This window comes from Actinacidiphila acididurans, from assembly GCF_016918855.1.
GTDB lineage: Bacteria > Actinomycetota > Actinomycetes > Streptomycetales > Streptomycetaceae > Actinacidiphila > Actinacidiphila acididurans.
The window spans coordinates 197,583-218,290 of record NZ_JADKYB010000008.1 but is presented as its reverse complement, the minus strand read 5'-3'; the positions used below and the strand labels follow the sequence as shown (position 1 = coordinate 218,290).

14 protein-coding genes and 1 pseudogene are annotated in these 20,708 nt (G+C 72.6%); 7 read left to right on the top strand and 8 right to left on the bottom strand.

What is annotated here, in order from left to right; all coding sequences use genetic code 11:
• Nucleotides 1–153 precede the first annotated feature (153 nt).
• Together ITX44_RS16970 and ITX44_RS16965 are read left to right on the top strand one after the other, a co-directional pair.
• Entirely contained in the window at nt 154–804 is a 651-nt protein-coding gene (locus tag ITX44_RS16970) for a TetR/AcrR family transcriptional regulator (protein WP_205358071.1), read from the top strand.
• Nucleotides 805–1,207: 403 nt separating this feature from the next.
• Nucleotides 1,208–2,809, top strand: a complete 1,602-nt coding sequence (locus ITX44_RS16965; RefSeq protein WP_307795312.1) for a ricin-type beta-trefoil lectin domain protein — start codon at nt 1,208–1,210, stop codon at nt 2,807–2,809.
• Nucleotides 2,810–2,890: 81 nt separating this feature from the next.
• Here ITX44_RS16965 and ITX44_RS16960 read toward each other — a convergent pair whose 3' ends face one another.
• Nucleotides 2,891–3,280, bottom strand: a complete 390-nt coding sequence (locus tag ITX44_RS16960; protein ID WP_307795335.1) for a DUF302 domain-containing protein — start codon at nt 3,278–3,280, stop codon at nt 2,891–2,893.
• Nucleotides 3,281–3,484: 204 nt separating this feature from the next.
• Between ITX44_RS16960 and ITX44_RS16955 the strand changes: the two are divergent.
• Nucleotides 3,485–4,510 (top strand): annotated as a pseudogene (locus ITX44_RS16955) (MMPL family transporter); the annotation flags it as partial.
• Between the two features lie 519 nt (nt 4,511–5,029).
• On the top strand, nt 5,030–5,296 hold the full coding sequence (locus ITX44_RS16950; RefSeq protein ID WP_205358236.1) for a metal-sensitive transcriptional regulator: 267 nt from the start codon (nt 5,030–5,032) through the stop codon (nt 5,294–5,296).
• Nucleotides 5,297–5,320: 24 nt separating this feature from the next.
• On the opposite strand, the gene ITX44_RS16945 is transcribed toward ITX44_RS16950, so the two are convergent.
• Nucleotides 5,321–5,821, bottom strand: coding sequence for a hypothetical protein (locus ITX44_RS16945; RefSeq protein WP_205358069.1), 501 nt, complete (start codon nt 5,819–5,821; stop codon nt 5,321–5,323).
• Nucleotides 5,822–6,134: 313 nt separating this feature from the next.
• On the opposite strand from ITX44_RS16945, the gene ITX44_RS16940 reads away from it, so the two are divergent.
• A complete protein-coding gene (locus ITX44_RS16940; RefSeq protein WP_205358068.1) occupies nt 6,135–6,605 on the top strand; it encodes a hypothetical protein in 471 nt (156 codons plus the stop codon).
• Between the two features lie 243 nt (nt 6,606–6,848).
• Complete coding sequence (locus tag ITX44_RS16935) at nt 6,849–9,443, top strand: MXAN_6230/SCO0854 family RING domain-containing protein (protein WP_205358067.1); 2,595 nt, start codon at nt 6,849–6,851, stop codon at nt 9,441–9,443.
• A 67-nt stretch (nt 9,444–9,510) separates the two neighbouring features.
• Here the strand turns inward: ITX44_RS16935 and ITX44_RS16930 are convergent, their stop codons facing one another.
• Both ITX44_RS16930 and ITX44_RS16925 read right to left on the bottom strand, forming a co-directional pair.
• Complete coding sequence (locus ITX44_RS16930; protein ID WP_205358066.1) at nt 9,511–10,659, bottom strand: hypothetical protein; 1,149 nt, start codon at nt 10,657–10,659, stop codon at nt 9,511–9,513.
• Nucleotides 10,656–11,195, bottom strand: a complete 540-nt coding sequence (locus tag ITX44_RS16925; RefSeq protein ID WP_205358065.1) for a SigE family RNA polymerase sigma factor — start codon at nt 11,193–11,195, stop codon at nt 10,656–10,658. The genes ITX44_RS16930 and ITX44_RS16925 overlap by 4 nt, the downstream gene beginning before the upstream one ends.
• Nucleotides 11,196–11,532: 337 nt before the next feature.
• On the opposite strand from ITX44_RS16925, the gene ITX44_RS16920 reads away from it, so the two are divergent.
• Nucleotides 11,533–15,036 (top strand): phosphodiester glycosidase family protein, encoded by a 3,504-nt coding sequence (locus tag ITX44_RS16920; RefSeq protein WP_205358064.1) that lies wholly within the window; start codon nt 11,533–11,535, stop codon nt 15,034–15,036.
• A 141-nt stretch (nt 15,037–15,177) separates the two neighbouring features.
• On the opposite strand, the gene ITX44_RS16915 is transcribed toward ITX44_RS16920, so the two are convergent.
• From ITX44_RS16915 to ITX44_RS16900, 4 genes are all read right to left on the bottom strand, one after another.
• Nucleotides 15,178–15,939 carry a class I SAM-dependent methyltransferase gene (locus ITX44_RS16915; RefSeq protein WP_205358063.1) on the bottom strand — a complete coding sequence of 254 codons (762 nt, stop codon included), beginning with the start codon at nt 15,937–15,939 and terminating at the stop codon, nt 15,178–15,180.
• 104 nt (nt 15,940–16,043) lie between these two features.
• Nucleotides 16,044–17,357, bottom strand: a complete 1,314-nt coding sequence (locus tag ITX44_RS16910) for an aminotransferase class V-fold PLP-dependent enzyme (RefSeq protein WP_307795311.1) — start codon at nt 17,355–17,357, stop codon at nt 16,044–16,046.
• 22 nt (nt 17,358–17,379) lie between these two features.
• A complete protein-coding gene (locus ITX44_RS16905) occupies nt 17,380–18,699 on the bottom strand; it encodes a pyridoxal-phosphate dependent enzyme (RefSeq protein ID WP_205358062.1) in 1,320 nt (439 codons plus the stop codon).
• Nucleotides 18,696–20,168 (bottom strand): Y4yA family PLP-dependent enzyme, encoded by a 1,473-nt coding sequence (locus ITX44_RS16900; RefSeq protein WP_205358061.1) that lies wholly within the window; start codon nt 20,166–20,168, stop codon nt 18,696–18,698. The genes ITX44_RS16905 and ITX44_RS16900 overlap by 4 nt, the downstream gene beginning before the upstream one ends.
• Nucleotides 20,169–20,708: the final 540 nt, after the last annotated feature.

Genomic DNA, 20,708 nt, shown 5'->3' with positions numbered 1-20,708 from the left:
GACCGAAGGGTCCGCTCCACCCGATCCGCCGCACCCGCAAGGACCCCGTCCGGCCGGCCCCCTGTGGCCGGCCGGACACGTCGGACCGGCAGCGCTAACATGAGGCGACGACACTGATCACGGCCCCGCCGCCGGGGGAGGATGGCTCGGATCATGACCGGGGAGGTCCCGCCGCTGCGGCGCGACCGGCCACGTCTGCCGGCCGCGGAACGGCGCCACCAGATCATGGAGATCACCTCCCGGCTGATCGCCGAACGCGGCTTCTGGGGCATGTCGATGCAGGACGTCGCCGACCGCTGCGGCCTGACCGTCCCCGGCGTGCTCCGCCACTTCGGCTCGAAGACCGGCCTGCTGACCGCCGTCCTGGCGCACCGGGACCTGGAGGACGCCCGCTCGCTGCGCGCCCACCTCGGGGTCAGCGAGGACCAGGTGCCGGACGAGTGGTCGGACGCCGGCCCGGTCGGGGTCGACCTGCGGCAACTGTGCTCGGCGACGATCCGCCGCAACGCGCGGCAGCCCGAGTTCGTCCGGCTGTTCGTGGTCCTGGAAGCCGAGTCGCTGACGCCGAGCCATCCCGCGCACGCCTATTTCGTCAAACGACAGCAGCAGGCCGTCGCCGCCTTCACCGCGCTCGCCAAGGACCACACCGATCAGCCCGACGTGCTGGCCGGCCACATCGTGGCGATGATGGACGGCCTGCAGATCCAATGGCTGCACGATCCGGAAGGCATCGACCTGGTCCGGCGCTGGGAAGCCGCCGCGGAGGTGCTGTTCGGCGGTCCGGCACCCACCGCTCGCCCGTAGCCCGCATCCACCGGTCGCGCGTAGTACGGCACCCACCCCTCGCCCGTCATACGGCTGAGCGCCGGGCCCCGGCGGCGAGAACCGGACAACGATGTCGGCCTTTCTCCGCAGGGCCGCAGGCCGCTCCCGGGCGCTGGTCTGCACCAATGCGCGACTGTGGGGATTTGTTGGAACTCCCCGTGCTCCTGGGGGCATTGACAACGGAACCCACAAGAGTGCTCAATGTGCAGCGAGCGTTCGGGCGGGGCGCAGGAGCCCCGGTACGTCTGCCCCGTCCGTTGTTCAGTCGTGTCATGCACATGACACTCCTCCCCCACACCCCGGACTGAACACCCGGCCGAACACCCTCGCGGCCAGCGGCAGCCGTCGCCCTGGCCACCCCCCACATCCACAGGTGGAACAGATGAGAAGACTCCTCCGGTGGGCGTTCGCGCTCGCCGCCGCGACCGGGATCGCCGTCGGCGCCCCGATGGCGGCGCAGGCCGCGCCCGCGGCGCCGAGCGGCCCGAGCGCCCACGTCGCCACCACGCACGCCTGCGACAAGCCCCTCCACCCCGGCGCGCCCGTCTGCTACGCGCTGGTGCGCACGGACCTCCCCGCCGTGCACGCCAACGCGCTCTCGCCGAACGCGACGCCGGGCGGCTACGGCCCCTCCGACCTCCGCGGCGCGTACAACATCGCCTCGGCGGCGGCCTCCAACGGCGGCGGCGCGACCGTGGCGGTCGCCGAACTGGCCGACGACCCGAACCTCGAATCGGACCTGGCGACCTACCGCTCCCAGTACGGCCTGCCCGCCTGTACCACGGCCAACGGCTGCTTCCGCAAGGTCAACCAGAGCGGCCAGCAGGGCAACTACCCGCCCGGTGACACCGGCTGGGGCACCGAGGCGTCCCTCGACATCGACATGATCTCCGCGATCTGCCCCAACTGCCACATCCTGGTGGTCGAGGCCGGCGACCTGAACGCGGCGCAGAACACCGCCGTGTCGCTCGGCGCGCACTTCATCTCCAACAGCTGGGGCACCGGCGACGGTTCGGGCAACGCGGGCGCCGACGGGGACTTCAACCACGCGGGCGTGGTCGACGTCGCCAGCTCCGGCGACAGCGGCTACGGCGTGAGCTTCCCCGCCACGTCGCAGTACGTGATCGCCGCGGGCGGCACCAGCCTGCGCCACGACTCCTCCGCGCGCGGCTGGTCGGAGACGGCGTGGTCGGGAGCGGGCGCGGGCTGCTCGTCCTGGGAGGCCAAGCCGTCCTGGCAGAAGGACACCGGCTGCGGCAGCCACCGGACCGTCGCGGACATCGCCGCGGTGGCCGACCCCGGCACCGGAGTCGCGGTCTACGACACGTACGGGCAGGGCGGCTGGTTCGTGGTCGGCGGCACCAGCGTGTCGTCGCCGGTCATCGCCTCGATGTACGCGCTGGCGGGCGCCCCCTCGGCCGCGGCAGCGTCGGTGGTCTACTCCCACACCGGCAGCCTGAACGACGTCACCTCCGGCTCGGACGGCTCGTGCAGCCCCTCCTACCTGTGCACGGCGGGCGCCGGCTACGACGGGCCCACCGGCCTCGGCACCCCCAACGGCCTGGGCGCCTTCAACGGCAGCTCCAGCGGCGGCAGCGGGACCGGCCCGATCGTCTCGGGCGTCTCCGCCTCGCTCTGCCTGGACGACCGCTCGTCCAGCACGGCCGACTACAACCCGGTCCAGATCTGGGGCTGCAACGGCACGAACGCCCAGCAGTGGACGATCGGCGCGGGCAACACCCTCCAGGTGCTGGGCAAGTGCCTCGACGTCTACGCGGCGGGCACGGCCGACGCCACTCAGGTCGACCTCTACACCTGCAACGGCACCGGGGCCCAGGTCTGGGTGCCGCAGTCCAACGGCTCCCTGCTGAACCCGAACTCGGGCAAGTGCCTGGACGACCCCAACAGCTCCACCAACGCGGGCACCCAGGTCCAGATCTGGGACTGCAACGGCACCAACGCCCAGCGCTGGTCGCTCCCGTAGCGCACTCCCCCGCGCCTTGGCGCGCGGACTGCCGAGGGTGCCCAAGTCCTGCCCACCGCGGGCGGCTTGGGCACTTTCGCGTCAGCCGAGGGAGTCCAGGGCCGCGTCGAGGCGCCGCCGCGCTTCGTCGGCGACCGGGCGCAGTTCGGGACGGCCGGTGAGCTCGACCATGACATCGGGGTTCAGGGCCTGTACGACGGTGCCGCCGTCGGGGTTGCCACGGACCACCACGTTGCAGGGCAGGAGCAGGCCGATCGCGCGATCGGCCTCCAGCGCTCGGTGCGCCAGCGGCGGATTGCAGGCCCCGAGAATCAGGTACGGCTCCATGTCGGCACCGATCTTCTCCTTGAGCGTGTCCCGGACGTCGATCTCGGTGAGCACCCCGAAGCCCTGCGCCGCCAGCGCGTCCCGGACCCGCCGCACCGTCTCGTCGAACGGCGCGTCCACTTCGGCCGTCCGGCCGTAGTCCACCGTCATGATCCGACCCTCGCTCTCCTGCGGCTTGCCGTCACGCCCGAGAATACACCCGGGGGTATCCGACCTGCTGTCTTCCGGCGTGATGGATACCCCGGGGGGTATTTGCGCAATCCGCCGGGCTCCGCCTACGGTGGTCCCCGTGATACCCCCGGGGGTATCTCCCGCGGTCGGCGAAGCGCGACAGGAAGGCTCGATCACATGACGTCCGCACCCTCGCAGGCAGCCGGGCCGCCCGGCCGCCGGCTGCACGACCCGGCGGCGCCCGCGCGTCCGGGACCCTTCGGCCGGCTGGGCATCCGGGCGGCGACCCACGCCAAGGCGGTCTTCGTCCTCTGGGTGATCGTGGTGGCCGCGCTCGGCGCGTTCGCGCCCAAGGTGGAGTCCGCCCTGTCGGGTGCCGGGTGGCAGGCCGACGGCTCGCAGTCGGTGGCGGTCCGGCAGATCGCGCAGCAACACTTCGGCGGCGACGCGTCGTCGGCACTCCAGATCGTGGTGCACGCCGACCGCCCGGTGAGCGACCCGGCCGTACAGCGGGTGATCGGGCAGGTGGAGGGGATCGTACGGGCCGACCCGCGGGTCGCCTCGGTCGTCGCCCCGCGGCCGGGAGCCACCGTCAGCCCCGACGGGCGGACCGCGATCGTCCTGGCCGGCGCCAAGGCGGACCCGAACGCGATGGTCCGCGCCGCCGACGACCTGAAGGGACCCCTGTCCGCGCTGACCGGCGACGGCGTCACCGTGCGCGCGACGGGCGCCTCGGTGCTGTGGAGCGACTTCAACACCGCCGACCACAACGCGATGATGCACTCCGAGATCCTGTCCTGGCCGGTGACCCTGGTCATCCTGGTGCTGGCGTTCGGCTCGCTCGTCGCCGCCGGGCTGCCGCTGCTGCTGACCATGGCCGGCCTCGCCGCCTCGGCGGGATCACTGGTGCTGCTCAACCGTCTGACACCGGTGTCGATCTGGGCCATGAACTTCGCGATGATGTTCGCCCTCGCCCTGGGCATCGACTACGCCCTGTTCATGGTCATGCGGTTCCGCGGCGCCCGGGTCGGGCGGGCCCGCGGCACCGTCGAGGCGGTGGCCGAGACCATGGACACCGCCGGCAAGGCCGTCGCGCTGTCCGGCGCGACCGTGCTGGTGAGCCTGTCCGCGGTGATGCTCGTGCCCTCCCCGGCGTTCCGGTCCATGGCCGGCGGCATCATGCTCGCCGTCGCCTTCGTCCTGGCCGCCACGCTGACGCTGCTGCCCGCGGTCCTGGCGAAGCTGGGGCACCGGGTGGACGCGGCGGCACTGCCCTGGGTGAAGGCGGGCGAGCACCGCTCGCCGCGGTTCGCGGCCTGGGGCGAGCGGCGCCATGGCCCACTCCGGCCGGATCGTCTTCGCGGCGGCCGCCGTCATGGTCGCCGTCTTCTTCACCTTCGCGCTGTCCGGACCGCTGCCGCCCAAGGAGATGGGCATCGTCCTCGGTGCGGCCGTCCTGCTCGACGCGGCCCTGGTACGGCTCGTCCTGCTGCCCGTCCTGCTCCGCCTCACCGGCCGCGCGGCCTGGTGGAGCCCGGCGTGGCTGCGCCGCCTCCTGCCCGACGTCCGCTTTTCCCACGGCTCGTACGGCTCCCACGGCTGAGCGGGCCGCCCCGGCAGGGGCCCGCGGGTGGGGCGCCGGCGACCCGGCACCCCACCCGGACGTCATACCCCCGGGGGTACACTGAACGGAGCTGGACGAGAGGAGTTGCGGCCATGGGAATGCCGGTTGACGAGGACTCGATGCAGTCGGTGCTCAACCGGCTGCGGCGGGCCCAGGGCCAGCTCGCCGGGGTCATAGCCATGATCGAGGCGGGCCGCGACTGCAAGGACGTCGTCACCCAGCTCGCCGCGGTCTCCCGCGCCCTCGACCGCGCGGGCTTCAAGATCGTGGCGAGCGGCATGCGGCAGTGCATGGCCGCGGCCGACGACACCCAGCCGCCCATGAGCGAGGCGGAGCTGGAGAAGCTGTTCCTCGCCCTGGCCTGAGCCCCTGGTGGCCGACGCGGGCGCTCAGAGGGCGATGTTCGCGTAGGTGACCTTCACCAGAGCCGGGCTCGCGGTGGTGCTCGTCGGGGCCGGGACGAAGGCGACCGTGCCGGTGCCGGAGCACGGCAGGTTCAGGCTGGTGGGGATCGCGGCCTTGACCGCGTAGCTGGTCAGCACCAGCGGCGCGGTCGTGGTCGCGCCGCCGAAGTCGACCCGTACGCTGTCGGCGGATTCGCCCGTGTACCCCACGCCGGCGGCGGAGGACGACGCGGCCGGCAGGACGTCCACGGTCTGCCCGGCGAGCGGGTGCCCGGTCTGGCCGATACCGACCGGGCCGGGGCAGGCGAGCTTGATCACGGCGTTGACCGAGGCCCCGTTGACCTCGCCGGTGAAGTACTGGTGCGGCCCGATCGGCGCCGGGTCCACCACGGCGGCGGAGGCCGCCGGCAAGCCGATGGCTCCACCGAACAGTGCCACTGCGGCGACCGTTGCGTACCGGGACGAGCGGCGGTGCGTGCTGCGCATGTCTACCTCCGAGTCGGCGCCCCGGACCCCCGAGGGCCCGCGGCTCAAGGGGCGAACCGTGCAGGAGCGCCAGCATCGTAGCCACCGCCCCGCCCCCCGGACCCGCACGATCCGGCCGCGTTCCCGTACGGCTCCGGCGTCGCCGGGAGCTGTCGGCGGAGGGGTGGGTTCCGGGGGTGCGTGGGGCGGGGGCACGACAGACTGGCCGCGTCGGGGGCGGCTGGAATCGGGGGGCAAATCGGTGGTCAGGTATGTGCATCATGAGCTGACGTCCGCGTGCATGGCCTTGTGCGCCACAGTTGTCGGGTCGGCGGTGACCTTCGGGATACGGGGGCTGCCGCAGGGGGTGCATGCGCCGTCGGCGCAGGGGGCGGTGTGGCTCGCGGGCTGCGCGGTCGTGCTGGCGGTGCTGGACGTGGTGGTGGAGGGACGGTCTTTCCGGACCGTGGTGCCATTGGAGGACCCCGATGCGGTTCTGCCCGCCGAGGACGCCTTACGGCATCACTTGTTCGACGGCGGGCTCATGACGGTCTTATTGCTGTTGATTCTGGTTTTTTCGCTGCCATGGAATTCCGTAGCCGCTTTGTGCTACCTGCCGTTGATCGGGATGTGGCTGCTCAACGCCGCGTACGGAACCTACTGGGAGCGCAGGCGCGGGCTGCTGCTGTGGCGGGGGCACGTCCCGGCGCAGCCGCGGGGCACAGGGCAGATCTACTATTCCTCCGTCCGCCGGCCGGCGCACGTTCCGGACAACTCCGGTGCCCGGAGCGACCAGTTGAGCTGACGGTGACGGGCCGGAAATGCCCGTGTGACCGGTCGCGGCGATTGGTAGGGTCGGCGCTGCGGGGCGGCTCCGAGGCGTGCTTCCTTCTCACTCTCTTTCCCATGGATAAAGTGCGCCCCATTTCCGCCCCGCATCCGGCCTGCACCCCGGCCCCCGTGCGCCGTCCGGCGCCCTGGCGCCCGGGCACGCCCGCTCGCGGGAAGCGGACGAAGCCCAGGCAGGCCCAGGGGGGAGAGGATCACCATGACCACGCAAGCCCTCAACGGCACCTCGCGCGCCTCGAAGAACCTGGCCGCGGTGCTGTTGGCGCGCCGCGGCGCGGTCTATGTGGCCGCCGGGACGGCCGACCCGTCCCCTCGGGTGCTCGCCGGCGTCTCCCTGCTGGAGAGCGACCTGCTGGAGAGCGGTTTCCTGATGTCCGCCGGCCTGCGCGCGGCCCTGTCCGCCCTGGACGCGGCGGAACTGGCCGCGGCCGGCACCGCGTTGCTGGCGGACATCGACGCCTGCCTCGGCGCGGACCGCGACCACACCCCGCTCTTCCGCGGCTTCCCGGTCTCGACCGCGGTCGACACGACGGCCTTCTACGTCGACCGCGTCCTGGCGCTGCTGTACCAGGCGCCCGAGCAGCCGTGCGTGCTGTGCGGCACCACCGGCAGCGTCCAAGCGGTCGCCCCGTGCGGCCACCTGGTGTGCGGCGACTGCTTCGACGGCATGGACTTCTCGGCCTGCCCCATCTGCCACCGGCGGATCGACCCGCGCGACCCGTTCCTGCGCCCGGCCCTCCCCCGGCCCGCCGCGTCGGTGCACCGGGCACTGCCGGAGCGGCTGCGCGTCCTGTCCCTCGGCGGCGACCCGGCCGCGCGCCGCGCCGACGCGGCGGCCGAACTCGGCGTGCTGCTCGCCCGTACCACCGCGCTCAGCCCGCAGGACAGCGACGACCTGGCCGTACTGCTCGACCAGGCCGGTGACCGCGGGGATCTGTCGTGGCTGCCCGGGACCGTCCCGGGCCGTGCGACGAAGGCCCGGGTGCTGGCCTGGCTGCTGGCGGACCCGCGGGCCTTCCCCGTCACGCTCCCGGCCGTCGCCGCCGCGGTCTCCACCGCCACCGACGTGCTGCGCCTGCTCTCGGTCCGCTCCGGCGGGGACCCGGGACTGACCGACGTGCCGCGCCTGACCGCGGTCCCCCGCCCGCTGCGCCGTACCCTGCTCGGCGCCCTGGACGCTCTGGACCCGGTGCTGGTCGCCGAGGACATGCGCCGCCACCGGCGCCGGTGGATCACGGCGGGCGAAGTCCTGCACCCCTTCGAGCACGCCGCCCGCCACCCGCGCGCCGCCCTGGCCTTTGCCGCACTGCGTGGCTTCCGTCCGCACGACGACGCCCTGTCCGCGGGTCTGCGGGCGACCGCGGCCGGCGTCCCGGGCGCCACCGCGGACGCCGACGGTGTCCGCCTCCCGGTGTGGGCGGCCCGGGTGGAGGCGGCCCTGGCCGGCGGCGACGTGCCCGGCGCTCTGGCGCTGCTGGCCCGGCGCCCCGGCGAACTGGTGCGCCGGCTGGACCACTTGCTGCGCCTGGCGGGCCCGTACGACGCCGATGAGGTGCTCGCCGCGCTCGGTACGGCGGTGCCCGCCGTGGCGCCGGCGGTGCTGCTGTCCGCGCTCGGCTCGGTGCGCACCCGTACCGCCCCGCACGAGGCACGGGTGTTCTTCCCCAAAGGCGGCGCGGCCAAGGCGTATCTCGCCGCCGACGAGCGCGGCGTACTCGCGGCCGATGTCGTCGAGCACGCGGCCGCGCTGCTCACCCGCGAAGTCCTGCGCCGCGCGGAGCAGTTGCCGGCCGTGGACATCGCGGTCGTGGACGCCGAACTGGACGGGCTGATCGCCCCCTTCACCGAGCGGACGGCGTCCCGGGCCCTGGTGACGCTGCCGCGCGGCAGCGAACTCCCGATCGCGCCGGGCCGTACCGTGCGCTTGTTCCTGCACTGGATGGAATCGCCCGCCTCCGGCCGTACCGACCTCGACCTGTCGGTCGCCCTCCTGGACCCGGACTGGGCGCACATCGGCACCTGCGACTACACCCACCTGCGCTACCGCGGCACCGCCGCCGTGCACTCCGGTGACCTGACCAGCGCACCGGCTCCGCGAGGCGCGAGCGAGTTCGTCGACCTGGATCTGGAGCAGCTCGCGGCGGCCGGCGTGCGGTACGCGGTGGGCGTCGTCTTCTCCTTCAACAGCGTCCCGTTCGCCGACCTGGCCGCGGCGTTCGCCGGGGTGATGGTGCGGGACGAGCCCGGCCGGCGCGGGCCGGTGTTCGATCCGCGGCAGGTCGAGCAGCGCTTCGACCTGACCGCCGCGGCCAAGGCATGTGTCGCGCTGGTGCTGGACGTGCAGGCGCGCACCATGCGCTGGCTCGACATCGTGCAGGGCGTCACCGGCACCCATCACGCCGTGCACCGTCACGCCGACGGCCTGACCGCGCTCGGCCGGCACCTGACCGCGCACTTCGCCTCCGGCGCCCGGGTCGGCCTGGGCGAGCTGGCCACCTGGCAGGCGGCGGCCCGCGCACGCACGGTCGTCCTGCGCCACCTGGACGGCTCGGCCTCCACCTACCGGCGCCGCCCCGACGAGGGGACGGCGGCCTTCGCCGAGCGGATCGGGACCCCGGCGACCGACACCCCCGAGGCCGATCCCGCGCGGGCGGAGCTGGCCTACCTGCTGCGCGGCGACCTTGACCTGTCCGGCGGGAGCGAGGCGTACGCGCTGTATCCGGCCGGACTCGATCCCCGGTCCGTGCGGCTGCTCGCCGCCTCCGACCTGGTCAGCGCGCTGGCCGTCCGGTAACCGGGTCGGCCGACGCGCGGCGGGGTCCCGGCCCGGGTCCGGCCCGGACCCGGGCCGGACCCGCGACTCAGTGCCGGACCGGACCCACGGGCTCGCGCAGGCCGCCCGCGACGACCCCGCCGAATCCGGGGTCGACCTTTCCGAAGAAGCTGTCGCCGAAGGCGGGGGTCAGCCCGCCGGTGCGGGCGCCGTTGTCGGCGCCGAGCCGAATGCAGCCGTCGAAGTGGGCGTAGACGTCCAGCGCGGGGCCGGAGGGGTAGGTGAAGCGCAGCAGGTAGCCGTCGCGGTCGGCCTGGTCGAAGCAGGAGCCAAGGGTGACGCTCGGGGGCTGCTTCGGGTTCGGCCGCGGGTCGGCCGGCTTCAGGCCCGGGCGCAGGGCCGCCAACTGGTCGAGGAGCTCGGTCAGCCGGCTGCCGGTGAGGCGGGTGGAGTGCGCGAGCCGGTGGTCCTCGTAGTGGCACACCGTGGCGCCGGACGGCAGGCCGGGCACCAGGTGCGCGGCGGCGCCGGAGCGCTGCGGCGCGCCACCGGGGCGCAGCGCATCCACATGGGCCGCGCAGCCGTTCGTGTCCACGGACACGATGCGGGCGGAGGCGATGACGGCCGCGGTGAGCGCCCGCGACCTGGTCCGTACGTCCACGAAGGCGTCCAGGCTCGGCACGGTCAGGGTTGTCCGGAAGAGTCCGTCGGGCATCCGCTCGGTGTGCACGGTGGCGGGCCGGCCGTCGACGGTGACCTTCCGGGCGGACGGGTCGGCCCGCTTGCCCAAGGTCCCGAACGTCACGGTCTGGGGCATCGGACCGGGAAGCTTGATCGCGCACGCCGCCGTCGGCCCCTGGTCGATCACGACGGTGTCCTTGACCGGTGTGCCGCACCGCAGCGCGTTCACGCCCCATCCGCTGGGCGCCTTCACCTGAAGGCCGTGGTAGGTCCAGGTCCGCATCGTGTCGGCGCCCGTGTGCGCGGCGGTCGTCCCGTGCCGCCCCCCGTGGCCGCTTGTCTCCGCGACGACGAAACCGGCGCCGACGGCGGCGACCACGGCGGCCGTCACGGCCAGCACCGCGCCCCTGCGCCTGCCGGCCCGCCGCCTGGCGGCCTTGGCCGACAGCGCGTCCAGCAAGGTCGCCGCGGACGGCGCGTGTTCGGCGTGCGAGCGCAACGCCTCGGTCAGTACGGCCCCGACCGCGCCGTTCTCCTCCGGCTGGTCCATCGTCATGCCTCCTTGACGTCGAATGTGCGCCCGGTGAACACGCCGAGCAGCGCGGGCTCCGCCCGCAGGGTGGCCAGCGCCCGGGCGGCCTGGCTGCGCACCGTCGCGGCCGCGCAGCCGAGCACCTCGGCGATCTGCGCGTCGGACAGGTCCTCGTAGAAGCGCAGGACGAGTACGGCGCGCTGGCGCCTGGGCAGGGTCGCCAGCAGACGCCACGCGGCCTCCTGCATGGCCACCCGCTCGCCGATGTCGCCGTCGGCTCCGGTGACCGGCACGCCGGTGTCCGCCGGAGCGGGCACTTCGGTGCTGCTGCGCCGCCGGCGCCAGCTCAGGTACTCGTTGAGGAGCATGCGTTTGACGTACGCGTCCGGGTGGTCCAGTGTCGCCACCCGCCGCCAGCGCCGATGCACGCGCAGCAGAACGTCCTGGGTCAGGTCCTCGGCGAGATGGCTGTCGCCGCTCAGCAGGTACGCCAGCCGCAGCAGCGCCGTCCCGCGGCCGCTCACGTACTCCTCGAAGGTTGGCCTCGCTGTCTGCGTCACGTCACTCCTCTGGAGTGCTCCAAGGTGCTCACGCCTCTCCAATGCGACGGGCGCCGCGAGTTGCTGCACGACAGGGACAGGTTCCCTGACGCGTCCTCGGCCCGGCAGCGTGCGGCGGTGCGGCCGGCTGCGGCGGTCAACCCAACTACCGCGAGTGACGTGCCTGTTGCCCAACCATTGCAGGTCTGCCTCTTTCACCAGCGTTCATCGAGCGCACGTGGCAGCGTCTTCTGCGCGTCTCGGTTGCTCTCCTTAATCAAGTGCGCCCCCTTGATCGAATTCATGGAAAAGGGGGGTGAATACCCCTGTCCCAGCACTTGAGTGAAGGATGAAATTGATGGTCCTGAACCATCGGTGGACCAGACCGGCACTGTTCGCGCTCGCCGCGACGACCGCCCTGACGGTGATCGCGCCCGCCGCCGCGTACGCGGACAGCGGCCACGCGGACACCGGCACGGCGGACAGCAGCCAGGCCGCTCCGGTCACCGGCGGAATCCCCCTGGTCGACACGGCCGAGAAGATCGGCCCGGGGATCAACCTGCAGCACGTGAAGGCCCTCGACCAGAAGGGCTGGTACGACGCGCAGTACCTCACCGTGAACCTGGCCAACAGCGCGGTCAGCACGAATCTGCTGACCTCCGGGCCGGTCGCCTCCGGCGGGCCGCTCAGCGCGGTCGCCAACAAGGCCGGCGCCGTCGCGGGTGTCAATGGCGAGTTCTTCGACATCGGCAACTCCAACGCGGCGCTCGGCGGCGAGGTCCAGGACGGAAAGCTGCTCAAGTCCGCTGACATCGGCGGCCGCGACCACGTGGGCGTCAGCAACGACGGCATCGCCCAGCTCGTGGACCTCACGGTCAATGCGAGCGCGAACTTCGCGGGCGCGGACCACAAGGTCCTGTCGATCAACGCGGCGGACGGCAGCGGGGTCCCCGCGGACGGCATGATCGCGTACACGTCCGCGTGGGGCACCTACAGCCGCAACCGTGCCCTGACCGGCGTGTCCAACGACCAGATCGCCGAGGTACTGGTCGAGAACGGCAAGGTCGTCTCGGTCACGCCGACCGGCCCGGCCGGCTCGGGAGCGATCCCGGACGACGGCTTCGTACTCGTCGGGCGCGGCGCCGCGGCGACCGCGATCCGCGCGCTGCAGCCCGGCGACCCGGTCGCGCTCAGCTACGCACTGGCGGACAACGTTGCCAAGACGATGAAGTTCGCGCTCGGCGACGGCGGCACCATCGTCTCCGGCGGAAAGGTCGTGAACGGCCTCGACACCTCGATCGCCCCGCGCACCGCGCTCGGCTTCAAGGACGACGGCCACACGCTCGTGCTCGCCACCTGGGACGGCCCGGGCGGCACCGGCAAGGGCGGCGTCGGGATCGACAAGGAGGCGCGCGACCTGGCCGCGATGGGCGTGCAGACCGCGGTCAACCTCGACGGCGGCGGCTCGACCACCATGGTCGCGCGCGCCCTCGGCGAGGACGCCGCGACCGTGCGCAACGTACCGTCCGACGGAGGGGAGCGCAGCGACCCGAACGGGGTGGGGGTCTTCGTCGCCAAGGGCGACGGCAAGCTGCACCAGCTCCTGGTCAAGCCCGCGGCCGGCGCGGCGGCGGCCGACGGCGGCGTGAAGGTCTTCCCGGGGATGCACCGCGCCCTCGTCGCCGAGGGCACCGACAGCAACCAGACGCCGGTGACGGTCGACCCGAAGTCCGTGCGGTGGAACGGGCACGGCGCGTCCGTCACCGACGGTACGCTCGCGGCCCCGGCCAAGGCGCACGGCACGATCACGATCGACGCGCACGTGGGCGGCAAGAAGGCGCGGCAGCAGGTCACCGTGCTCGACCCGGTCAGCAGCGTCGAACTGTCCTCCGAACGCCTGTCGATCGCCGACGCCACGCCGGACGACGCCGTCACGCTGTCCGTGACCGGCCGCGACGACCAGGGCTACACGGCCCCGATCGACCCGCGGGACCTGTCGCTGGACTACGACCACAGCGTCGTCGACATCCAGCCGGTGGACGGCAAGCTGAAGATCACCCCGCTCACCGACGCGGGCACGATCCTCACCGTCTCGGCCGGCGGCAAGTCGGTCCAGCTGCCCATCACCGTCGGCGTCCAGACCAAGACCGTCTACGACTTCGACGACGACGTGCTCGCCCGCTGGCACAACAACAGCACCGCGGCCACGACGTTCTCCAAGGACCCCGACGGCCTGCGGATCGACTTCAACGCGATGCGCAACGTGGGCATCACGGCGGCGTCGGCGGCCCAGCGCATCCAGGTGCCCGGCCAGCCGCTGCGCCTGCGGGTGCGGATCAAGTCGAGCATCAGCGTGCCGAGCGGCCTGACGTACCTGGGCTACTACGACGGGAACGGCAAGGCCAACGGCATCTACGGGACCGGCCTGACGGCGAGCAGCAACTACCAGTACGCGACGTTCACGCTGCCGGCCAACACCGCGTTCCCGATCTCGATCTCGAGCTTCCAGGGCATCAACACCAGCGTCGCCCAGCAGAAGGCGGGCACGTTCGTCCTGGACCGCGTCGAGGCCGACGTCCCGACGACGATCGACCTGCCCGCGCAGCCCGACCTCCAGCCCGACCCGCTCGTCTCCGACGACGGCTCGCTGCTCCAGGGCTCCGGCACGTGGAAGTTCGCCACGCTGTCGGACGTGCAGTTCACGGCCGACAACCCGGCGCTGTCCCAGGTCGCGACGGCCGCCATCGAGCGGATCCGCAAGACCAAGCCGGACCTGCTCGTCCTCAACGGCGACATCACCGACCGCGGCCTGCCGCAGGACCTCGCGCTGGCCCGCAAGGTGCTCACCGACGCCGGCTGCGATCTGATCCCGGTCGGCCAGGAGCCGGCGGAGTACAGCACGCCGGACCCGAAGGCCGGCTCGATCCCGTGCTACTACGTGCCGGGCAACCACGAGTCCTACGGTCTCAACAACGTCCAGCAGGACCTGACGAACTTCACCAGTGAATTCGGCCAGCCATACCGGACGTTCGACCACAAGGGCACGCGGTTCATCCTGCTCGCCAGCTCCCTCGGGACGCTGCACGGCACCGCGTGGGACCAGCTCCCGATGATGCAGAAGGCGCTGGCCGACGCCGAGAAGGACCCGACGGTCAAGAACGTCATGGTCTTCGCCCACCACCCGGTGGACGACCCCGCCGAGACCAAGTCCAGCCAGCTCGGCGACCGTGACGAGGTCTCGCTCATCGAGAAGATGCTGACGGACTTCCGCGACACCACGGGCAAGGGCGCCGCGATGGTCGGCTCCCACGCCCAGATCGCCAACGTCCACCGCGTCGAGGGTGTGCCGTACACGGTGCTGCCGTCGTCGGGCAAGGACCCGTACGGCACGCCGGACCGCGGCGGCTTCACCGGCTGGGTCGACTGGTCCGTCGACACCCAGCGCAACGCGGACCAGCAGTGGCTCGAGGCCGACGTGCGGGCCTTCGCGCAGTCCATCACGCTCGACACCCCGGACTCGGTCGAGGCCGGCAAGACGGCGCAGCTCTCGGGCAGCATCATCCAGCCGGAGGGTGTGTCGACCGGCACGCGTGTGGTGCCGCTGCGGTACCCGATGTCCGTCGAGTGGGGCGGCTCGTCCAACCTGGCGATCGGCAGCGGCAAGGCGGCCGTCGACAAGGCCCGCGACGAGGGCAAGGTCGCGATCCTCGACCCGCAGACCCGTACGCTCACCGCGCTGCGCCGCGGCTCGGTGACCGTCTCGGTGACGAACGACTCGATGCGCGCCTACACCGACGACACCTCGCTGGCGCCGATCACGACCTCGAAGACCATCCAGGTCGTGCCGTCCACCTCGAAGTGACCGCGGTCAACCCCGGATCGCGGCCGCGGCGGCCCTGCTGCTGAACGGTCCGCCGCGCGACGCGGCCCGGCTGAGGGCGAGCACCTTGGTGCTCGCCCTCAGTGCTGTACGGGCAGGTGTCAGCGCTGTACGCGGTGGGCGTCAGCGGATCGCCACGACCACGTGGCTGTCGCCGCACTGCCAGACCGGACCGGCGTGCGCGAACCCCGCCTGACGCAGCAGCCGTACGTGCCCGGACAGGGACAGGCGGGCGGCGCTTCCGGTGCCGGCCGGGGGACGGCGGCGGCGTTCGGCGAGGGCGTCGGCCAGTTCGGGTTCCTCGGCGACGGCCGTCCACCAGGAGGCCCAGTCCTCCGGGTCGTACGCGTGCAGCCGCTCGGCCCGGCGGTGGCCGACACGGCCGGTGAACTCGGCGAGCGCGGGGTCGTCCGGCGGCAGGTGGTCGCCGTTGACGAGGACACCGCCGGGCCGCAGGAGGGCTGCCAGCTCGCTGTAGGTGCGGCGCAGGGCGTCCAGGCTCAGGTAGTGCAGCGCGGTCGTCGACACCACCGCGTCCAGCGGCCGGTCCAGGCCGAGCGCCCCGGTCCAGCCCGGCTCGCCGATCACCGCGTCGACGTACCGGGCCGCGTCCGCGTGACGGGTGCGGGCCAGGGCCAGCAGCAGCGGGTCCCGGTCGACGGCCACGATGTCCGCGGTGCGCAGCCGCCCGGCCAGCCGGGCCGCGAGCGATCCGGGGCCGCAACCCAAGTCGGCGACCAGCAGCGGGTGCGCCCGGTTCGCGGTGACGTGCTCGACGACATCGGCGATCACGGTGAACCGGTCCTCGCGGTCCACCGCGTACCGCTGCTGCTGGTGTTCCCAGCGCTGCACCCATCGCTCGGCCGTTGCCAGGCTCAGCCCCATCGGGTCGTACCACCTTGCCGTCTCGCATCTGTCCGGTCTGTCGATCGGACTCTACAGGTGGAAACGGTTTCCATTCCGCATTGTGGGTTCCGAGGGGTGCCGGATCACCCGAGCGAGGCAAGGACGGACAGCAGCCGGTCGACCTCCTCCACGGTGTTGTGGACGTGCAGGCTCACCCGTACCGAGCCGGCGCTCTCCCCCGCGCTGCCCTGGCAGTGGTTGTCGGAGCGGACCATGAAGCCGTGGCTGAACAGGATGAACCCCAGGTCGCCGGAGGGGATGCCGTGATGCCGGAAGGTCACCACGCCCTTGCGCCGCTGGACGGGCGAGTCGGCGGCCAGGCTGGTCCGGCAGCCGAGGATCTCGTACGCCGCCAGGTGCCGCAGCGCGTCGGTGAACCGGGCCGCCAGGGCGACGGTCCAGCGCTCGATCCGCTCGACACCGGCGGCGTCGAGCCAGTCCAGCGCCGCGGCCAGCGAGACGATGCCGACGGTGTTGGGGGTCCCCGACCAGCCGCCCGGGACGAACGCCGGTCCGCGCGCCTGGCGGGCCCAGACCGCCCCCGTCCCGGGCAGGGCCATCGCCTTGTGGCCGGAGAAGACCACGAAGTCGACGTCGGCCCGGGGCAGTTCGCCGCCTCCGGCGAGCGAAACCGGCAGGTGCCCGATGCTCTGGGCGGCGTCCAGGCAGATGACCGCGTCGGGGCCGACGGCCCGGCGGACCCGGTGGACGTTCATGTCGCCGCCGTAGACGTGGTGGACGTGGGTGACGGCCACGAACCGGGTACGGGGTCCGGCCAGGTCCGCCAGCGCGATGTGGTCGTAGTCGCCGGAGCTCGCCTGGTACGGCATCGGCAGGACGCGGATGTGCACGCCCCGGTCGGCGAGCAGCCGTTCGGCCTCCCGCCAGGGCGAGATGTTGGCCTCGTGGTCGGCGAAGGGGACGATGATCTCGTCGCCGTCCCGCAGGAAGCGGGGCAGCCAGTCGAGGGCGATGGCGCGCAGCCCCTCGGTGGTGCCGCTGGTGAAGTGCACGGCCGACGTTCCCGGGTCCGGGTCGTTCAGGAATCGCCGGACCCGGTCGCGGGCGCCTTCGACGGCCTGTGTGGTCCGGTTGGCCCACGGGTAGGTGCCGCGGCCGGCGTTGGCGTTGGTCGTGGTGAGGTAGGTGTGCACGGCGTCGAGGACGGCCCGCGGTTTCTGGGCCGTGGCGGCGTTGTCCAGGTAGGCGAGGTCCGGGTTGCCGGTGATGATCGGGAACTGGTCGCGCAGGGCGCGCTGCCATGCGCGCAGGCTGTCCAAGGCGTGCGGGTCGTTCGGTTGGTCCAGGGCGTACGGTTCGTCGGTGAGCGGGCCGTCGTGCGTCCCGGGTACGGTCATGGCGGTCAACTCCAGGTCGGTGCATGTCACTTGGGTCACTCCGGGTCACTGCACAACGGGTTCAGTCCCGTACCAGCGGGGCGCCCGCGTCGCGCCAGGCGACGATGCCGCCGGTGAGGCTGCGGACCTCCGGGTGTCCCATCCGGGTGAGCAGCGCCGCGTAGCGGGCCGACTTCTCGCCCACCGGGCAGGCCAGCAGCACCGGGCGGCTGCGGCTGAAGGGCAGGCCGCCGCGCAGGAGTTCCTCGAAGACCTCGTCGACGATGTTGACCGATCCGTCGATGTGCAGGGCGGCGTACGCGAAGGTGCTGCGCAGGTCGACGACGAGCGGCCGGCCGGTGGCGATCCACGCCTGGGCGTCGGCGACCCCGATGGCGGGGGCCGCGCGTACCTCGGCGTCGGACAGGTCGGCCGGGGAGTTCCGGCGCGGGGGCCGGCCGAACAGGTCCGGGCGGCGCTCCCGGACGTAGCCGATGTAGCTCTCGACACGGTCGCAGACGACGAACACCGCCGACTGGCGTTCGGTCAGTTCCGCGTCGAGGGCCCCCAGCCGGCGCACGGCACCCTGGTAGGCCGCTCCTCCGGTGGGGCCGGCCAGGATGCCGCACCGGCGGTTGAGGGTCAGCATCCCCTCGATCGCCTCGTCGGCGCTGACGGCCTCGATCGCGTCATAGGTGCCGGGGTCGAACAGGCCCACCTCGTGCACCTCGTCGATGGTGCGGATGCCGGGGATGAAGTCGGACTTGGCGGCGACCAGCCCCAGGACCCGTACGGCAGGGTCGGTTTCGCGCAGCGCGCGGGCGATGCCGGTGGACGATCCGGCGGTGCCCACGCCGGCCACGAACCAGTCCGGTGCCCGGCCGTCCAGGTCCTTCACGATCTCCGGGCCCGTGCCGGTGAGGTGGGCCTCGACGTTGTGCGGGTTGAAGTACTGGTCGGTGTGCAGGTAGTCGCCTCCCGGCTCGGACAGGGTGCGGTGGAAGAGGGTCAGCGGGTCGTCGGTCGCGGCCGGGTCGAGGCACTCGCTCTGTCCGGGCAGTTCCTCGATCTCGGCGCCGAGCAGCAGCAGGAGGTCCTTGATCTCGGGGACCCGCATCCGGTTGGTGACGCTCTTGAACCGCAGGCCGTGCATGCCGGCGAGGACGGCCAGCGCCTTGGCGGTGTTGCCGCTGGACAGTTCGACGACCGTGCTGCCGTGCTCGACCGCGGCCGCCAGGTGCGGGCGCGCCATGTTCCAGGCCGCCCGGTCCTTCACCGATCCGAACGGGTTGAACAGCTCCAGCTTGGCGTAGAGGTCGATGTGTTCCAGGCCGTGCACGGCCGGGTCGATGCGCACCAGCGGGGTGTTGCCGATGGCCTCGGTGATGCTGTCGTATCTCACTGCGTTCCCCCCACGGGTACGGTCGGCCAGTACTCGTCGTCCAGACACCATTGCCACGAGCCGCCCTCCTGCCAGGCGGCGACCTTGCGTGCGGCGGGCTGTTGCTGGGCGCGGGTGGCCCGGAAGTCCATGCAGTAGCCCGCGGTGTTCGCGAAGGCCAGCAGGTCGCCCGGCTCGGGGCGGCGCGGCAGGAAGACCGTCCTGCGGGTGATCAGGTCGGTCTCCAGACACAGGCTGCCGGCCAGATGGACCGCGACCGGCCCGTCGCCGGCGCGCCCGCCCGCCGGATCGCGCGGCACGACGACCGGGTCCACGAGCACCCCGTGGTCCTCCAGGGCCACGTCGTCGGCCTTCGCCGCCAGCCGCACCAGGAGCTGCGCACCCGCGTCGTCGGCGCGTACTTCCAGCACCTTCGCCACGGTCACCCCGCACTGGTCCACCAGCGCCCGGCCGGGTTCGGCGTGCAGGTCGTAGAGGTGTTCCAGCAGCAGGGCGGCCAGCGGGCGCCCGCCGAAGGAGGCCGCCGGGCGCGAGAGGAGTTCGTCGAGGTATCCCGCTCCGGCGACCGGGCGGTGGGCGGGGTAGAGCCCGAGGGTGCCGCGCAGCGTGCCGCCCTCGTTGCGCAGTCCGTAGCCGTGTCCGCCCCAGGTCAGCGGCGGGCGGGTGCCCAGGACGGCGTCGGTGAGCGCGGTCGTGTACCGCTCCCACTGCTCGCGCTCGTCGACGTAACTGACCCCGAATCCGCCGCCGACGTCCACCGCGGCGGGCCGCAGTCCGCGGCCGCGGCACTCCTCCAGCACCCGCAGGCATCCTTCGAGGGCCACCGCCTTCTCGTCGAGGCCGGTCGTGTCGAGGTGGTATGCCACACCCACCAACTCCACCGCGTCGCCGTACCGTTCGACCTCGTCCAGCAGCGGCCCCACGTTCGCCACGGGCGAACCGAAGCGGCTGCGGCGGCTCAGCACCCGTACGCCCGTCGACTCGAACCCCGACAGCCGCAGCAGGATCCTGGCGCGGGAGAGCGCGTGCCCGCGTACCAGCGAGACGAGGTGTTCCAGCTCGGCGCGGCTGTCGACGGCGACGGTGACCGACGTGCGCGCGGCCAGCCACAGGAAGGGCGGGTTCTTCGGTCCGGTGGCGACGATGCGGTCCGGCGTGAAGCCGGCGCCGAGCGCATGCTGGAGCTCCGTCAGCGACGCGACGTCCACTCCGGCGTCCGTCGCGGCCAGCCTGCGCAGCAGCGCCCTGGATCCGCTGGCCTTGTGCGCGAACCAGACCTGCCCGGACAGGTGATGCGCGCGGTACACCGAACGGAATCGCTCCACATTCGCCGCGATCCGGTCGGGAAGAAGCACGTTCAGCGGTGACCCGAGCGCATTTGTCAGCGTGTGGAGCAACCCCGGCGACTCCAGCAGTGAGCGCAACGGCTCTTCGAGCCGCGGCTCCAGATACAAGGGCTCCTCGCCCATCCCCGGTCCCTCCCCAGAGCGCTACGCCCCGAATCCGGGCGTACGGCCCTCCGCTGTGCGCGCAGGGCCGTACGACGTGTTTCCCCGCGCGGTTTCGCTTCACACCCGGGACACCTCCCGGAAGTGCGTCACGGGTCGGTTTTCCGGCAGGCCCGGGCAGATCTCTCACTGCGGGAAAGTTCCGGTTTCAGCGAGGTTGTTCCGATGCCCGTGGCGTATGCACGCAGCCTCTCGGTGTCCGGCCGTCCGGGTGTGACCTGCCGCTTTCCTGGTCCGGCCGGCGCCTGGGCAACGGCGCCGATCGCCGCGGGACGGCGATCGGCGGGGTTTTCGCTTTGGCGATTGTCAGCCGGTCACCGGGCCGATCACCGAACAGGTGCCCCACTCTCCCGCTTCCGCATCCAGTCATGGAAATCACTTTCACCGGCCCGGCGGGAGAATAAGGCGGAAGGAGTCCCGGGGCGGGCACCTGAGAATGATTCTCAGCTGGACCGGCGGGCGGCCGCTCGCGTTGTCAGCCGAGAATCGTTCTCACGTACG

Bases quoted from the DNA above. Each gene is read 5' to 3' on its own strand.
- ITX44_RS16970 (WP_205358071.1), top strand. From the start codon at position 154: ATGACCGGGGAGGTCCCGCCGCTGCGGCGCGACCGGCCACGTCTGCCG.
- ITX44_RS16965 (WP_307795312.1), top strand. From the start codon at position 1,208: ATGAGAAGACTCCTCCGGTGGGCGTTCGCGCTCGCCGCCGCGACCGGG.
- ITX44_RS16950 (WP_205358236.1), top strand. From the start codon at position 5,030: ATGCCGGTTGACGAGGACTCGATGCAGTCGGTGCTCAACCGGCTGCGG.
- ITX44_RS16945 (WP_205358069.1), bottom strand. From the start codon at position 5,821: ATGCGCAGCACGCACCGCCGCTCGTCCCGGTACGCAACGGTCGCCGCA.
- ITX44_RS16935 (WP_205358067.1), top strand. From the start codon at position 6,849: ATGACCACGCAAGCCCTCAACGGCACCTCGCGCGCCTCGAAGAACCTG.
- ITX44_RS16930 (WP_205358066.1), bottom strand. From the start codon at position 10,659: ATGACGATGGACCAGCCGGAGGAGAACGGCGCGGTCGGGGCCGTACTG.
- ITX44_RS16920 (WP_205358064.1), top strand. From the start codon at position 11,533: ATGGTCCTGAACCATCGGTGGACCAGACCGGCACTGTTCGCGCTCGCC.
- ITX44_RS16915 (WP_205358063.1), bottom strand. From the start codon at position 15,939: ATGGGGCTGAGCCTGGCAACGGCCGAGCGATGGGTGCAGCGCTGGGAA.
- ITX44_RS16900 (WP_205358061.1), bottom strand. From the start codon at position 20,168: ATGGGCGAGGAGCCCTTGTATCTGGAGCCGCGGCTCGAAGAGCCGTTG.